Raw genomic sequence first — 16,842 nt, 5'->3', positions numbered from 1 at the left:
TTACCATCTCCTTCTTTTGTGATTCTCTGCTTACAGCACACTTCCTCTGCCTGGTTCGCCATGATGAGTCATTGAGAAAAAAACTTCTTAACCTTTTTGATACATATTCATTTTCCAAAAGTCATATCTTCTTTAATGGATTTCTTACATCATTTAAAGAATCATTGAATAAATCTAACCGTTATACTCAGGGGAATGACTAATTCGGATATTTTTTAATTATTCTGATAATTGACCTCCTAAAAACAGTGGAATTCACTGCTTTAGTCTTTCTTCTTTCTATTATAATGGAAACTATACACGTCAGGAAGACTATATTTTATTCTCTATGCAAGACGATGCATGTTCGGTCAGTTTCCCAACGATTTGTTTGAGCCGTTGCGTTTCCTCTTCATTTAGGACGCTATAAAAGTCACGAAAGATTTTGGCAAAACACTTATTTATGGAATGATAGGTTTTACTTCCACTTTCGGTGGATTGGATAAAAACGAACCGCCGATCATCCTCACTGTGTACCCTCTCAATCAACTTCTTCCGTTCAAGCCGGTCAATTAGTGCAGTTCCTGCTGCAGGTTTGATTTTTAAATGATTCGAAACATCTTTTACCGCTATGGATTCAGTCAAGACAATTAATTGCAATGCGCGATACTGTACAGAAGTTAAATCATATTTAACCAATAAAGGTTCCACCAATTCCTGTGAGAGGCTGCTTAGTTCCTTGATTTCTAGATGTAAATTATACAATTCACTTGAATGCATGTTTGACAATCCTTTCTTATTGACACTATCTATCTAAAACTATAACATAATTAACGTATCAAAAAATTAACCATGCGAATTAAATTGGTTATTGATTTTTAAAGAGAGAGAGAGGCTGTCCATGTCAGCAGAACAACGCAAAAAGATCATTATCCTCATGATCAATATGTTTATAGCAATAGGAAGTTTCGGTATCATCATTCCCATTTTACCAGCATACCTGGCCTCCATTAATCAAGGAGGAACCGCCGCTGGCCTAATGATTGCCATTTTCGCAGGTGCACAACTTATCTTCTCACCAATTGCCGGAAAATGGACTGACCAATTCGGGCGCAGAAAAATGATTATTTATGGATTGGTCGGTTTGACATTATCCATGTTTATTTTTTATGCAGTCAATTCCATTTGGTTATTATATGCTTCTCGCATCATTGGCGGGATCGGGGCAGCTTTGCTTATACCCGCAATTTTTGCTTATGTAGCCGATATCACCACATTTGATCAACGCGCTAAAGGCAATAGTTTAGTATCTGCCGCCATGTCACTGGGAATTGTAGTCGGTCCAGGAATTGGAGGTTTTTTAGCTGACTTTGGCTTGAAGTTTCCCTTTTTGATTTCTGCACTGGTATCCCTATCAGCTGTGGTATTTTCGATTTTTGTTTTAAAAGAAAGCGAAACGGCACAGGTTACTCAAGCCATGGATGCAAAAACCGAAACGATGGTTCGGAAGATTGCCTTATCCGTGAAAATGCCCTATTTCATCCCACTCATCATTACTCTTGTAATGAGCTTTGGCTTAATGGCATATGAATCTGTCATTGGTCTTTATCTTGATAATCAATTCAATTCAAGCCCTAAGGACATCGCCTTCATGGTTACAGCCACCGGTATCGTCAGTGTAATTGTACAACTGTTTGTCGTCGACCGGATTGTACAGCGTTTCGGGGAAGTGAATGTGCTGAATATCTTTATCAGTGTTGCAGCCATCGGTTTCCTCCTATCACTATTTGCTTCAAGTTACCTAATTTTCTTTTTAATTTCACTGGTCATCTTCCTTTCCACCTCCATCTTACGTCCAGTTCTTAACACACTGATTTCCAAGATGGCAGGAAATGAGCAGGGCTTTGCAATGGGTATGAATAATGCATATATGAGCATCGGAAATGTGCTCGGACCTACACTTGCCGGAATGATGTATGATGTACACATTACCTATCCGTTCATGTTGGGCCTTATCCTCTTATTCATTACTTTGATGATTACCATGGCTTGGCAAAGGCGATCTCTTCATGCAAAGGCATTATCCTAAAGCTTAAAGAGGTATTTCAAGTTTTTACCTTAATGAAACCCCCGAGTAGCAGTCGCTATTATCGGGGATTTTCATTAAGATTTTCATATCAATTTAAATCCTCCAAAACAGTATAGTATATCCACACGTACAAATACTTCAATCTCTCGAATGTTAGCTCCAAATTCCAGGCGGAAACCGCTCAAAAATCTTGTGTGACATTTGAATTCACGAATAAATGCGGTAAATTCACGAGTAAATGTATGAATTTCACGAGTATTTGCTCCAAATTCACGAGTAAATGGCACTATTTCACGAGTAAACGCCCAATCTCTCGAATATTTGCTTCAATTTTATGCGTAAACCGCTCAATAATCTTGCGTAACATTTGAATTCACGAGTAAACACTCAATTTCTCGAGTATTCGCTCCAATTCTATGCGTAAACCTCTCAATAATCTTGTGTAATATTCGAATTCACGAGTTTTGATTTACCTAATAAACCGGGAAATCATGTATTTGACCAAAATAAAAAGCGACCTTATTTCTGAAAATAAGGCCGCTTAACATTCAGTTTTCTCAATTCATATTGTTATAAGGAGATATTGAATTTCATTTAATATAAATGGCTTTCTTTCCTTTACTGCTTTCAAAAGCCGCATCAATGATTTTAATGACCGATAACCCCTCTTGGGCAGTGACTGGAGCTTTTTTCCCGCTCAATATACTATCGGCAACTGCCTGGTAATACGTTAAATAAGAACCATGCAGTGTTTCAATGGTTTCATGTATCTCATTTTCTCCTTCAACCGTAACCAGCTTACCATAGAATTCGGGATCATCTGCACCCCAAGAGTCATCCAGCGGTTTTTTCCCCTCACTTAGGGCCGCCTCTTGGCAATCAAGACCGTACTTGATAAATGATCCTTTACTTCCATGCACCTGATACCGCGGTCCATTATTCGGAACGATTGAGCCTGAATGTAAGATAACTCTCAGCTTTTCATATCCTAATATCACATGAAAATAATCATCCGTTTCTGCATTTTCTTTTTGGGAAAATACATCTGCCCAAACGAATTGCGGCAATCCAAACAAATGCAGTGCTTGATCGATGAGATGTGATCCTAAATCATAAAGCATGCCTGATCCCGGGCCTGGTTTTTCCCTCCATCTATCCCTGACCACAGGCCTGTATCGATCATAATGGACTTGGTATGTATTGATTTCCCCAAGCACTCCATCATTCATAAGTTTTTTCACGGTCAAAAAGTCATTATCCCATCTCCGATTATGATAGACACTTAATAGCAGATCCTTTTCTTCGGCAATCTTAATTAGTTCCTCTGCCTCCCAAGCTTCCACTACCATCGGCTTTTCGAGGATGACATGCTTCCCGGCTAACAAGCTTTGCTTGGCCATTTCATAATGCAAACCACTCGGTGTCGTAATAACAGCCAAATCAATGGACGCGTCTTCAAGAATTTCCTCTAAGCTGCTTACCACTTCCACATCTTTCAAATCTTTTTGGACTTTTTCCTTATTGGAGCTGACAACTTTCGCTATTTGAAACTGCCCTAAAACACTTAGTAATGGCGCGTGAAATGTAGCTCCTGACAATCCGTACCCAACTATGCCCACTTTAATTTTTCTCATTTTCGTTCCCACTCGCTTTCTTGTTCCTCTTAAACAATTATAAACTGATATACGTTCTATTATTTTTCATTGTCCGGGTACTTATCTCTCAAAAACTTGACAGACTGATTAATCAATTCTTTCAATACATTAATATCGATATCTGCCACTTTATTGATGTACACACACCCTTTTCCGGAAGTGTGTTTTCCGAATGCCTGTAATAATTCTTCCCTTTTTTTATCCCCTGGAGAGAAATATAAACTGATTTTTGCTTTTCGAGGGGAAAAGCCTACCAGGGGGGCATCGCCTTCGTGACCTGATTCATATTTATAATGATAGATACCGAACCCAATGATGCTCGGTCCCCACATCTTTGCCTCATAACCTGTCGTTTTGGTAAAAACATCCAGCAATTCATATGCATCTTCACGTTTTTTTGGATTGTCGACGTTCTCAATGAACTCAATGACACTACTGTCAGTTTCTTTGGTTTTTTGTTTATACAACCGGAACCCCCCCATACTAAAAGTTTCAGAAATGCAAAAAATATCCCTTGCTCAAAACTTAGTACACTATATGATCGTGTCTCTAGATTGACGTGTATGTATACAGCCTTCATTACCGCTGATTTCCTAATTATTCAAATGATTGGCGGACGAGCTTCATTACTAATTCTCCAAGCTTCATGGCAAATCCTTCATTCAATACCCTTATATATTATAGAACATTGATTCGTTTTATTCTATTTTAAGAGCAGAGTTAATAAAGATAAATCTTTTGCGCGTTTATAATCAGTACTTTATCATAAAAATCTCTACGATCAGAAAATATAATCCTGATCGTAGATTTTTAGTGTATCAGCTATTGTCGCCGGATCTTTTCAATTTCATCAGCTATGAATTGTACTTGTGTCCCTACGATGACTTGAATGCTTTGGGGACCCACGATATTGATTCCAGCAACCCCTGTTGATTTGATTTTATTCTGATCGACAGCTCCCATATTCTCCACCTCTACCCTTAATCTGGTAACGCAGTTATCTACAGATGTTACGTTAGCGTCTCCGCCTAAACCCTCATAAATAGCGGAAGCCATTCCAAAGAATTTACTCTCATCATTCCCGCCATGACTGCTGTCTGCTTCCGAAATCACTCCTCCGCCATCAAGCTCATCTTCTGTATCATCTTCTCTGCCAGGAGTCATTAAATTGAACCTTTTTATCAAGAAACGGAATAAGAAATAGTAAATGACAGCAAAAGCCAGTCCTTGAAGAAGTAGCATATAAGGTTGATTTGCCAATGGCAATCTTGAACTTAAAACAAAGTCAATGAATCCTGCACTAAAACCGAACCCTGCTGTCCATTGGAAAGTGGCAGCAATAGCCAACGATATTCCTGTTAATAAAGCATGCACAACAAACAGGGCTGGTGCAACAAACATGAAAGCAAATTCCAACGGTTCAGTAACGCCTGTGAAAAATGAAGCGAAACCGGCTGCGAGCATTAATGAGGCGACTTGTTTTTTCTTCCGTGATTTTGCCGAATGGTACATGGCAAGAGCAGCAGCCGGTAAACCGAACATCATGACGGGAAAGAATCCGGCTTGATACATGCCCGTGGTTCCTTTTATTCCTGTTCCAGCCCAGAAGTTACCGATATCGTTAAGTCCTATTACATCGAACCAGAATACGGAGTTTAACGCATGATGTAAACCTGTTGGTATCAAAAGCCGATTGAAAAATCCATAGAGTCCTGCTCCAACTGCACCTAATTCACTTATTCCTTCCCCAAATATAACTAACCAGGAGTAGATGAGTGGCCATACGAAGAATAATATAAGAGAAACGAGTAGCATGGCAACCGCAGTAAGGATCGGGACAAGGCGTTTACCGCTAAAGAAAGCGAGTGCATCCGGCAGCTCGACCTTACTGAACCGATTATACATAGCTGCTGCTATAAGGCCCGATAGGATTCCGACAAATGCATTTTCTATTTTCACAAATGCTGGATTTACATCTTTTGCATCAATTCCTTGCAGCATCGCTACCGAGTCCGTGGAAAGCAATGTCGTTACGACTAGATAGGCTACCAGCCCGCTCAAAGCGGCGGCTCCATCTTTTCCTTTCGACATGCCCAATGCCACTCCAACAGCAAACAAGATAGCCATATTATCAATTATCGAAGAACCTGCTTTAATTAAGAAAGCTGCTAACGGACTTCCCGCTCCCCATCCTGCAGGATCTATCCAATAACCGATCCCCATTAATATGGCGGCTGCCGGCAATACGGCTACTGGCAGCATCAAGGAACGTCCAATTTTTTCAAGATATTTTTTCATCCCTCTTTCCTCCTGACAATTACTGATTTAGGGCAAACCCCATATTCTATTAGACAACGGTTCCTTCCATTTTAGAACTGCATTTCATTTATTAATTTGGCTTTATTCAGGAATAAAGTCTTAGCGATTTTCTCCTCCTTCGAAAGTTCATCAAAAAAAGAAAAGTCCAACCGGACTTTTCTTTTTTCACTTATTTATAGAGCAAGTAATTTTTGCGAACCTTTTTAAAAGCATCCTGCTTTGCTTGATATTCTTTCATGATTTCATTTACTGATGAACCTTCTTCAATTCTTGACATTACCCATCCATTGCCAATCAATAAATTGAAATTTTTGGCTGCAAGGAACTCGAAATCTGCAGGATATAGATCCTGAATGGTCTTGATGATGTGAAGTCCGGTAGGGACAGCCTTGAATTCCTCTCTATCCGTTATATAAATTTCCACTCCATGGCTAAGTTTACCTGCATGTTTTGAAAATGTAGGTGTAAAGGAGGCTGCCCTGAATTTTACGCCAGGTAACCTTAATGCATTTAATTTCCCAGCAAGCTCATCGCTGTTTATATAAGGAGCACCAATCAACTCGAATGGTTTAGTCGTTCCTCTGCCTTCAGAGACATTCGTTCCCTCGATCAAGCCTGTAGCCGGATATACGAACGTAGTGGAAACTGTCGGCATATTCGGTGACGGTAAGACAAAAGGGAGACCAGTTTCGTCATAATCCATATCTCGCTTCCAGCCTTTCATCTTGATGACCTTTAGATCTGCACCAATTTTAAATTCCTTATTGAACAAAGTCGCGAGTTCCCCAACAGTCATCCCATGCTTAAGAGGTATTGGATACAAACCAACAAACGATGAGAATTCAGGTTCAAGTACTGGCCCATCTACCGACACCCCGCCTTGTGGGTTGGGGCGGTCCAGCACGATAAATGGGATATCATTTTCTTTGGCTGCTTCCATTGCATAAGCCATCGTGTAGATATAAGTGTAATAGCGTGTTCCGACATCCTGGATATCAAAAACAAGGACCTCAACATCCTTTAACATTTCAGGCGTCGGTTTTTTCGTTTTGCCATATAAGCTATAAACGGGCAACCCTGTTTTTTCATCAATATAATATTCAACGCTTGCACCAGCTTGCGCATCTCCACGCACTCCATGTTCAGGACCAAATAACGCTGTCAAATTAATATCCGGATCATCATTAAGTAGATCGACGATGCTGGTTAATTTAGAATCGATGCCAGTTGGATTCGTAATCAAGCCGACTTTCTTTCCGCTTAACACGTCCTTTTCTTCTTTTAAAAGAACTTCAATACCGGGACTGACCTTTTGTTTTTTCTTCTCTTTAACAGCGGTTACACTTTTTGAGGAAACGATGCCGAAAGTCAACAGACAAATGGTAAATATGGTTATCATTCTTTTCAAATTGCATCCCTCCCTATTTTTTAAAGGGTCTTCCAGATTTAATATCTAATCCATATCCAAATTTATAAAGGCTTTCATTGGGCTTGGTTACTGATGGTATATCGACCGGCAACGTGCCTTTAGGTTTTGATTCTCCAAAAATGGTCGAGATGCCTGCCGGGATATTTGGCTGTCTATAACGCCCATTCGAATACCCTTTGAACCCGTAAACAGCAAGAACCGCTTTCGCTTCTTCAAAGTTTGCAACATCATAAGGGTTTCTTAAACTCATTAAAACAAATTCTTTATCTTTCTTCTTAGCATGATTCATGACCGCCCTAGGGAAGGCTGTTGCCCACTTCGACGAATCTTGAATGCTATCATCTATCACTCCATCATTGACAGCCGGATCGTTTTTGACAATATAGGAACCAGTTATGACAAAGTCCGATTCATCAATGAGTCTGGCCACTTGATCTGAAAATGACTTTCCTGAAAAACTCATACCCGTTATTTGGACTTTCTTGATTTTCTTTTTATCAGCTAATTCGCCGATGCTCCTGGACATGGATTCAACTTGGTCATCAAAAGGAGCAAGAATTAAAACTTTATCATTTTTCTTAGGTTTGAAAGGCAATGTTTTGTCTTCATTTTTCAAAAGAGTGATGGCATCTTCCGCGATTTTCCTTTCTTTTTTCAAATGATCTTCATTCCCGACCACTTTAAGCGCGGTTTCGATTTTTTTATCGATCGGAGTATCGTCAGGGTTTAATATCCCTCTCTTCACTTTCAGTTCAAGTATCCTTGTTACAGATTGATTGACTTGACCTAGAGGAATTTCCCCACTTTCCACTGCTGCCTTCACTGCATTGAATACAGTGGTTATATTCTTTTCCATTTTAAGCGAATTAACCTGTGCAGGCATCAGTGCAATATCAACGCCAGATTTCAGGGCGAGGACCACAGCTTCTTCCTGCCCGAAGTTGTCCGCGATGGCATTCATATTCAAAGCATCTGTAACCACAACACCGTCAAAACCCATTTCTTCACGTAATAGACCCGTGATGACCTTTTGTGACAACGTTGCAGGAACCATAATTTCTTGACCGTCTTTTTTACTGATATACTTAGTGTCATCGAATGCAGGAAATTGAACATGTGCAGTCATCATCATATCAACTCCAGCATCGATGGCCCTTTGGAAAGGAACCAACTCGATGGAACGCAAACGTTCTTTATCATGAGAAACAAGAGGGAGACCATAATGACTATCGACTGCTGTATCTCCATGGCCGGGGAAATGCTTGGTCGTCGCTATCATGTTCTGATTTTGCAATCCTTTTATCGTCTGAATGCCAAGCTTTGATACAAGTTCCGGATCAGAACTGAAGGAACGAACGCCAATAACAGGATTTCCGGGATTATTATTGACATCGACAGACGGCCCGAAATTGACATTTATGCCAAGTGACGACAGTTCCTTGCCAATGATTTCTCCAGATTGATAAGCGTAACTCTCATTTCTGGCTGCACCAAGTGCCATATTACCAGGAAGGTTCGTTCCAGTTTGAAGGCGAGTTACGATTCCTCCTTCCTGATCGATCGTTATGAACAGCGGTATGTCCTGGCTTGCCATCTGCAAACCATCTGTTAGCCGAACCGTTTGTTCGGTTTCGACAACATTCTCAGCAAACAGAATCACACCGCCCAGATGATATTTTTTGATGATGCTTGCAACTTCTGAGTTCATTTCAATAAACCCGGTCGCCTTCGCTTCTCCTTGTTTTTGCCAATTGCGAAAATCGGGCATTAGCATTTGGCCGACTTTTTCATCGATTGTCATGTTTTCTACGATTTCCTGAATATCCGATACAGATTTTTCATTCTCTGATCCCTTTGCTGTTGCATTCCCTCCCAAAATGGATAAAACAAAGAATAATGCGATTCCAGCAGGGGCACATATCCTTTTTATCATTTAGGCTTCCTCCCTTGTTTACTTTTTAGTTCCGTTAGCAACAATTCCATATCCACTTTCATGAAGGGGAAAAAATGATTGGAAATGAACTATATAGATTCTATAAAGAAATCAAGGCAGCATTGGAAACCCCGCAGCCGCCTCTTTTAACAAGCCTTCATGAAATATATCCATTTACCCCCTGTATAATTGTTTCAATTGGTCACTCAATTACAAGGTTTATCGTTTGACCAGGCTTTAGAAGGGACAGCAAGGGAATATCTTCTTCTATAACTCGACCTATCACATTAACTCGGTGATTTGCCCCTAGGTCTCTCTTGCAAATTTGGACCTCTCCCCGATACCTTCCGTAAGCATCATTGTCCATCGTTATGGACCCAAGGCTGCGTGCAACTGTATTACTCGGCTCAACATTTGCTGTGACCCGGGTATTCTGCAGCCGGAAAACATCTTGAGAAACATCTGGCCTCAATTTATACTGACCGCTTTGCAAGATTCGGGATTCCATTCTAACAGTTAGAATATTTAGATTTTTATAGGCAGTTAGATTCTCAAGCAGATTATTCTCCGTTCCTTGATCTCCAACGTAAACTCCTTCCACATGCTGAATTAGCTCAATACCGGCAGCGTAAGGATTCATCAACCTGTGTTTTTCAAGTGTTGGAAGGCCCTCATGAAGAGGACCGCGTTTACTTCCTGCACCCGGGATGAAAGCAAAGATCGGTATGCCGTATTTCTTGAACATTCGATTTTGTTCATGAAAGAACTCTTCCTCAAGGCCCGATTCGGGCCTTGGATAAAAGTTGTGCCAAGCGATCAGACTTTCCGTTTCCACACCGCCCCCAAGCACGGCTAAAAGTTCTTCTTCATTCAATGTACTTGCATTTAGTGAGAGTGAAAACACCTTAGATAAAGATATGACCGTTTCTTTATCAAACCCATCATCAAGGCGAATACCTTTAATACCTAATGGCCATAAATCCGTAAATTTGCTAATCCCTAAATGATCAAGCGTGTTTAATGAGACATCTGCATGGATTTCCATTCCATAGGCATCTGAAAGCTTTAAAAGCGTGATCATCCTCTTCACAAGATCACCCTTTTCTTCAGGAATATGAAGCGAGGTAAATGCTTTCCTCACTCCCAGGTTAGCAGCATGGATGATTTGTGTTTCTGCATGCGGGTCTTGTAGATAAAAAGAAATTCCGATCACTTGAATTCAACCGCCATTTCATCTTTGAATCCAAACAAATACGTAAAAATAAATCCTGCTATATAGGAAATGAACAACCCAGCGAGGAACAGTCCGATTTGGTTTGGATGAACTAAAAAGGTAAGCGGCAGTCCGGACACACCGATGGACGACGTTGCGATTCCGAATTGAGCTTGGAAGGCTCCTCCTACTCCTGCACCTAAACATGCAGTTAAGAAAGGCCTGCCCAATGGCAGGGTCACTCCAAATATAAGGGGTTCACCGATACCTAGCATCCCGGAAGGAAGGCCCCCTCCGATAGCTCGCTTCAAACTTGCTTTCTTCGTTTTCATATAGATGGCAAATGCCGCTCCAACTTGGCCCGCGCCACCCATCGCCAAAATGGGAAGCAGTGGATCATCACCAATCGAATTGATCAATTCTAGATGGACAGGCGTTAAACCTTGATGTAAACCAGTAATGACGAGAGGGAGGAAGGCCGCACCAAGCACGAATCCAGCTACGACACCACCGAAATCCAAAACATTCAATAACCCAGTCGTAATGGCATCCGATAAAAACCCTCCTACCGGCATAAATACAATGTAAGTGACAATCCCAGTAATGAGTAAAGCGATGGTTGGCGTCAAAATGATATCAAGTGATTGGGGAATGAATTTCCTGACCTGTTTTTCCACCAAGGCTATGAAAATAGCTGCAAAGAGGACTCCTATCAACCCACCGCGGCCAGGGAGCAAATTTTCACCGAACAATGAAATGTCGCCGACGGCCGGGTTTATGACTAAGATACCTGCAAGTGCACCAAGTGCAGGTGATCCACCGTATTCTTTTGCTGCATTGGTCCCAACCAAAATCCCCAAATAGGCAAACAGCCCCGACCCGATAACAGTTAAAATGATGGCTAATTGCGATTCTGCTGCAAGCCAGCCGGCTTGAACGATTGCTTTTGTAATACCGGTAATCAAACCTGATGCCACTAAGGCGGGAATTAAAGGGATGAAAATACTTGCAATCCTGCGTAAAAAAAGTTTAAACGGTTTTGCGTTTTTCCTATCAATCTCTGATTTATTCTTCGAGGCTACTTCTTTTAAGTTCAAATCGCCAGAAGATTCCTCCAGAAGCTTTTCAAATTCTGTATGAACCTTGTTCACCACGCCTGGCCCAAGGACGATTTGTATCGTTTCCTCTTCAATGACGCCAAAAACGCCTTCCGTATTTTTTATATCTTCCATTTTTACTTTCGAACGATCGATTGGCAGTACCCTGAGTCTGGTCATACAATGTGCAGCATCGGCAACATTAGATGCCCCACCCAATTTCCCCAATAACTCTTCTGCTAAAATGGCGTACTTATCCCCCTTACCCATTCAAAAGCCCCCTTTGTCAAATCTCATATGAATCATTTATATCGATCTGTCATCGATTTAATGGCAGACCTGGTGTTATCAATATATTGGACAGTCTCTTCATATTGTTCTGAAGCCATCCCCAAAAACAAAATGTCAATCATATATAATTGCGCCAATCGTGAGGATGTTGCTGCACTTCGAAACGGTGCTTCATTCGAATAGGATGTATACAGTGTGACGTCACACAAGGATGATACCGTTGTTTGGCCATAATGAGTCAGCCCGATTGTCTTGACCCCACGTTCCTTTGCCAGTTTCAATATATTGACAACTTCAGGTGTTTCCCCTGAAAATGAAATGGCAAAAACGATGTCATTTTCATCAGCATTTGCAATCAGGGTTGCAACTAAATGCATATCTGTAAAAGCCGTTGCCCCCTTATTGACGCGAAGTAATTTTTGCTGAGCGTCAGCAGCAACTATATTCGAAGCACCCACACCGCAAAAGTGGACGGTTTTAGCATTCAGCATCAGCTTTATCGCATGTTTGAGATTATCGTGATCGATTATTTCAGATGTGTCCCTAATGGTCTGAATCGAATTACTCGTTGTTTTCTCCACAATCCGATACAGTGATTCGGAAGGCTCGATATCCCGGTACCCCTGTTCAACTGTCTTCATCAAATCTCCAGCAATCCTTATTTTCAAATCTTGAAACCCTTTTATTCCAAGCGATTTACACAACCTAATAACAGCGGCCCCGCTAGTTTGGGCAGACGTACTTAATTCCTGTACAGTGCTGTTCACAACTTCATGAGGATTCTGTAGAATATATTCTGCTAGTTTTTGTTCTGATTGCGGCAGCTTGCTCAACATCGTCTGTATGATTGATAATCCTCCTGTAGCCATTGCTTCCCTCCTTAATCTTCATAGATCGAGATGGCTTTTCTGACATCTCCATCCGCATTCTCCAGTAACTCCATTGCTTTTTCATAATCTGTTGCCGTTTTTATCATGACAATCGCTGGTTTAACTTGATTATTTGCCTTTTCAAGCGTATTCAAAGCTTGATCATAGTCAGCATTCGTTACAGTTTCTATGATGCTTATTGCGCGGTCCTTCAGTTTTTGATTACTGACATTAACATCGACCATCAGATTTTCATAGACTTTTCCCAACCGGATCATGGTTGCGGTTGAAATCATATTGAGTACCATTTTATGTGCAGTTGCCGCTTTCATTCTAGTGGATCCTGTTAACACTTCCGGTCCGACTACCACTTCGATCCCTATATCAGCTGCTTCCGTGATGCTCGCGTTTTTATTGCATGATAATGCCACCGCTTTAGCCCCAACTTTTCTGGCATAACGTAAAGCGCCCCTCACATAAGGGGTACGGCCGCTTGCCGCGATGCCAATAACCGTATCATTTGCTGTAAGTTCCACGTCAATCAGATCACATTCCCCAAACTCTTCTTTATCCTCTGCTCCTTCAACAGCCCGAACAAACGCATTTTCCCCTCCTGCTATTATTCCCAGCACCCTATCAGGTGGTGTGCTGAAAGTCGGGGGACATTCCACGGCATCTAAAACACCGAGTCTTCCGCTTGTTCCTGCCCCGATGTATATGAGTCTCCCTCCTTTTTTTAACGATTCGCAAGCCCATTCAACCACCGTTTCAATCTCTGGCAATACCTCCTGAACCGCTGCTGCCACTTTAAAATCTTCCTTATTGATTGCAGAAATGACTTCCATCGTATTTACACTGTCGATATTCATCGTCTTTTCGTTCCGTAATTCAGTAGTTAATGAACGCAAATGTTCCTCCATAGACAATTAAATCCTCCTATAAACAATTACTTAAATATAATTTCATTTTTTAATAGAAAAAAATGAAATTATATTTCATATTATATTCAATGATAGCGTTTTCATTACTCTGATACAAGATATTTTTGAAAAATTTGTTAATTAGCATTTTTCATTCCTCAAACCCCAATGCCGGCGAACTTAAAGAATTCATCCATGGCCGCTTTCTGAGTGCCGTAATTTACCCATAAGAGCCTAGCCTACTATCTTTGGGTGTAGATTTATTCAACAATAAAAAAACGTGTACCGTCCCTATGATCAGGAACGATACACGAACAAGTATTTAACAAAATGCTAAACTAGTATACTACACGGAACACCTGCATCCCTTTACCCAGTTAACGGACAGGGACTACTTTCCCGTTTTCTACTGCACCGACGACAATAGTTGATGCAAATCCTCCATTTTCATCAATCGAGGGAATATCGTATATTTTTTGATCTGGCCCGATATTTGAAAGTCCATCTTGCATATGTTTACGGATGGCCTTCGCATCATCAACGCTGCCTGCAGATTTCATCGCTTCCACAAACGCATACATGGCGATATAATTCAATCCTACTTCGGAGCTTGGATCTTCCTTATAATCCTTTTGATATTTCTCAACGAAAGCAGGCACTGCTTCTTCATCTGAGTCCATCAGTGGCAGAACGCCAATCGAGCCTTCCAATGTTTCATATGACCCTGCAATCGGCTTCATTTGATCCAGCTTTGCTTGATCCATGATGATGAAACCGCCCTTAAATCCTAGCTCCCGAGCTTGCTTCGCTACTTTTGCCGTAGGTTCCGAAGCACCACCGATAAATAGCACATCAGGATCTTTTTTCAAGGCATTGGTGACAATCGTAAAGAAATCGGTTTCTTTGGCGAAATCAATCGAGGAATTATAAACGACTTTTCCGCCTTGCTTTTCCCAATGTGGAAGCACGGCTTCCGTCCAGTCTTTACCGTATTGCGAAGATGTTGGCAAAGCGGCAATCTTCTTGCCGAAATGTTCCATTGCATATGTTGTAAAAGGTTCGATATACCCCTCGTAATTCGGTGGAATCCGGACGGTTAATGAATTTCCGCTCTCGGTCACTGCCGGCTCACTCGTATATGCCCCAATGATGAATTCCTCTTGTTCATTAAAAACCTGAAGTGCCAGCACACCTCCGCTATGAGGCGTGAAAATGATTGGCGTATCATATTCCTGAATTAATCGTTTAGCATTCGACCCTGTTTCATTAGGTAAGTATTTATCATCCAACGATACTAAATTCAGCGTGTAATTCTTACCATCTACTTCAAACCCGCCAGCATCGTTAATTTCATTGACGGCCATTTCGACACCATTCAATGTCCGTTTCCCATATAAGGCTGCTGCCCCGCTTAAAGGACCGCTAAAACCGATGTTAACGACATTTTCACCTTTGCCTTTACTGCCACTGCTTGACACAGAGCTATCCCCTTTATTGCACCCGGCCAAAACAGTGAAGATTAGCAGGAGAAAGACAAATAATACTTTCAGTTTTTTCATAAAAATCCCCCATTCTATTTTTTCAGGCCCCAATATACGCTTTCCTTACTTCATCATTGGCTAATAACTCACTTGCTGTCCCTTGAACGACAATTTCCCCATTTTCGAAAACATATCCTTTATCTGCAATGCCGAGGGCAGCATTCGCGTTTTGTTCAGCAAGCAGGACCGCGATTCCTTCGCGGTTTATTTCTTCAATGACCCAAAACATTTGTTCGACAATAAGTGGAGCGAGTCCCACCGAAGGCTCATCAAGCATCAACAATTTCGGTTTTGACATCAAAGCTCTTCCAATTGCGAGCATTTGCTGTTGGCCTCCGCTCAGGCTTCCCGCTTCATCATGATGTTTTTCTTTTAAAATCGGGAATAAGTGATAGACGTATTCCAAGGAATCCTTGATCTCCGCTTTCTTCTTTCGATGCACATAAGCACCCATCCTCAGATTTTCCTGGACGGTCATCTGTGGAAACAGTTTACGTCCTTCGGCACACTGGACGATTCCCTCCCGAACATTCTGATCCGGGGCACGGCCCCCTATCGGCATGCCCAGAAAATGAATTTCCCCCTTGGACAGCTTACTGATTCCGCTTATGGAACGAAAAGTCGTGCTTTTTCCTGCCCCATTAGCTCCTAATAAAACAACGATCTCTCCCTTGGCAACTTCGATATTCACATGTTTTATCGCAGTGAAACTCCCATAATTCACGGCGACATCGGTTAACTTAAGCACTGGCACTACCTCCCAAATAGGCTTTTATCACCGCTTCATTTCCTCGGATTTCCTTAGGTGTGCCCTCCGCAATTTTTTCTCCGTAATTAAGGACCATAATGTCATCTGCCAAGTTCATGATCATATGCATTTTGTGCTCGATTAAACAAACGGTCAGTCCCGATCGATTCAATTTTTTAATCAGTTCTGTCAAGCCTTCCGTTTCATCCGGGTTGATTCCCGCAGCAGGTTCATCAAGAAAGATAATTTCCGGTTCCGTCGCAAGGGCAAGAGCAATGGCTGTCCGTTTCTTTTCCTCCTGGGAGATGCTGGAGACCATTCTGTCAGCCGATTCCGTCAATCCAACAATATCAAGTACCTCCATCGCCTTATCCCTGCATGCCGCTTCCTCCCGTTTTAATCGTTTTGTTCTTAGAATGGCATCCACCAGATTAGATTTGGTTCGCAGTCTATGCCCGACAATGACATTATCCAATACGGTCGATTGATCAAAAAGGCTTGTCGTTTGAAAGGTTCTTGAAATTCCGAGCCCCGCTATTTCATTGGCAGGAAGTTTGGTGATATCAATCCCTTTAAAAAGGACCGTCCCAGAAGTTGGTCGATGAAAGCCGCTGATCAAGTTAAAAAAAGTTGATTTTCCTGCACCATTTGGTCCGATTATTGCATTGATTCTACCTTTTTCAATTGTAAAATCCACATTATTGACGGCCGCCAATCCTCCAAACCGCTTTGTCAAATTCTTCGTTTCGATTAGCAAAT

Annotated in this window: 14 protein-coding genes; 1 reads left to right on the top strand and 13 read right to left on the bottom strand. The window is 41.5% G+C overall.

All coding sequences use genetic code 11. The features are described 5' to 3' along the window. Positions 1 to 312: 312 nt before the first annotated feature. Entirely contained in the window at positions 313 to 759 is a 447-nt protein-coding gene (locus tag MKY17_RS12165; protein WP_098371917.1) for a MarR family transcriptional regulator, read from the bottom strand. Between the two features lie 121 nt (positions 760 to 880). Here MKY17_RS12165 and MKY17_RS12160 point away from each other — a divergent pair, with 121 nt between their 5' ends. Continuing rightward, complete coding sequence (locus tag MKY17_RS12160) at positions 881 to 2,068, top strand: MFS transporter (protein ID WP_098371916.1); 1,188 nt, start codon at positions 881 to 883, stop codon at positions 2,066 to 2,068. 590 nt (positions 2,069 to 2,658) lie between these two features. Here MKY17_RS12160 and MKY17_RS12155 read toward each other — a convergent pair. The 12 genes from MKY17_RS12155 to MKY17_RS12100 all read right to left on the bottom strand — a co-directional run bounded on the left by MKY17_RS12155 (position 2,659) and on the right by MKY17_RS12100 (position 16,840). After that, the gene (locus MKY17_RS12155; RefSeq protein WP_098372014.1) at positions 2,659 to 3,702 is read right to left on the bottom strand and encodes an oxidoreductase; all 1,044 of its coding nucleotides are present in this window, start codon (positions 3,700 to 3,702) and stop codon (positions 2,659 to 2,661) included. 59 nt (positions 3,703 to 3,761) lie between these two features. Continuing rightward, the gene (locus MKY17_RS12150) at positions 3,762 to 4,190 is read right to left on the bottom strand and encodes a DUF1801 domain-containing protein (RefSeq protein ID WP_098371915.1); all 429 of its coding nucleotides are present in this window, start codon (positions 4,188 to 4,190) and stop codon (positions 3,762 to 3,764) included. Positions 4,191 to 4,545: 355 nt separating this feature from the next. Beyond that, the gene (gene nagE, locus MKY17_RS12145) at positions 4,546 to 6,021 is read right to left on the bottom strand and encodes an N-acetylglucosamine-specific PTS transporter subunit IIBC (protein ID WP_098371914.1); all 1,476 of its coding nucleotides are present in this window, start codon (positions 6,019 to 6,021) and stop codon (positions 4,546 to 4,548) included. Between the two features lie 190 nt (positions 6,022 to 6,211). Beyond that, positions 6,212 to 7,441 carry a DUF1343 domain-containing protein gene (locus MKY17_RS12140; protein ID WP_098372013.1) on the bottom strand — a complete coding sequence of 410 codons (1,230 nt, stop codon included), beginning with the start codon at positions 7,439 to 7,441 and terminating at the stop codon, positions 6,212 to 6,214. A 22-nt stretch (positions 7,442 to 7,463) separates the two neighbouring features. Then, complete coding sequence (locus tag MKY17_RS12135; RefSeq protein ID WP_098371913.1) at positions 7,464 to 9,404, bottom strand: glycoside hydrolase family 3 protein; 1,941 nt, start codon at positions 9,402 to 9,404, stop codon at positions 7,464 to 7,466. Between the two features lie 202 nt (positions 9,405 to 9,606). Beyond that, positions 9,607 to 10,617: a MupG family TIM beta-alpha barrel fold protein gene (locus tag MKY17_RS12130; RefSeq protein ID WP_098371912.1), complete on the bottom strand. Its 1,011-nt coding sequence runs from the start codon at positions 10,615 to 10,617 to the stop codon at positions 9,607 to 9,609. Continuing rightward, on the bottom strand, positions 10,614 to 11,984 hold the full coding sequence (locus MKY17_RS12125; protein WP_098371911.1) for a PTS transporter subunit EIIC: 1,371 nt from the start codon (positions 11,982 to 11,984) through the stop codon (positions 10,614 to 10,616). Before MKY17_RS12125 ends, MKY17_RS12130 begins: the two co-directional genes overlap by 4 nt. Before the next feature lie 32 nt (positions 11,985 to 12,016). Further along, positions 12,017 to 12,874, bottom strand: coding sequence for a MurR/RpiR family transcriptional regulator (locus MKY17_RS12120; protein ID WP_098371910.1), 858 nt, complete (start codon positions 12,872 to 12,874; stop codon positions 12,017 to 12,019). A gap of 11 nt (positions 12,875 to 12,885) precedes the next feature. Further along, a complete protein-coding gene (gene murQ, locus MKY17_RS12115) occupies positions 12,886 to 13,794 on the bottom strand; it encodes an N-acetylmuramic acid 6-phosphate etherase (RefSeq protein ID WP_098371909.1) in 909 nt (302 codons plus the stop codon). Between the two features lie 377 nt (positions 13,795 to 14,171). Further along, positions 14,172 to 15,353, bottom strand: a complete 1,182-nt coding sequence (locus MKY17_RS12110) for an ABC transporter substrate-binding protein (RefSeq protein ID WP_098371908.1) — start codon at positions 15,351 to 15,353, stop codon at positions 14,172 to 14,174. 22 nt (positions 15,354 to 15,375) lie between these two features. After that, complete coding sequence (locus MKY17_RS12105) at positions 15,376 to 16,083, bottom strand: ABC transporter ATP-binding protein (RefSeq protein WP_098371907.1); 708 nt, start codon at positions 16,081 to 16,083, stop codon at positions 15,376 to 15,378. Next, positions 16,076 to 16,840, bottom strand: a complete 765-nt coding sequence (locus tag MKY17_RS12100; RefSeq protein WP_098371906.1) for an ABC transporter ATP-binding protein — start codon at positions 16,838 to 16,840, stop codon at positions 16,076 to 16,078. The genes MKY17_RS12105 and MKY17_RS12100 overlap by 8 nt, the downstream gene beginning before the upstream one ends. Between the last annotated feature and the right edge of the window lie 2 nt (positions 16,841 to 16,842).

Origin of the sequence: Peribacillus sp. FSL P2-0133, assembly GCF_037975445.1 — a bacterium.
GTDB classification, from domain to species: Bacteria; Bacillota; Bacilli; order Bacillales; family DSM-1321; genus Peribacillus; species Peribacillus simplex_E.
The sequence above is the reverse complement of the archived record's forward strand: the minus strand, read 5'-3'. Positions and strand labels throughout refer to the sequence as shown.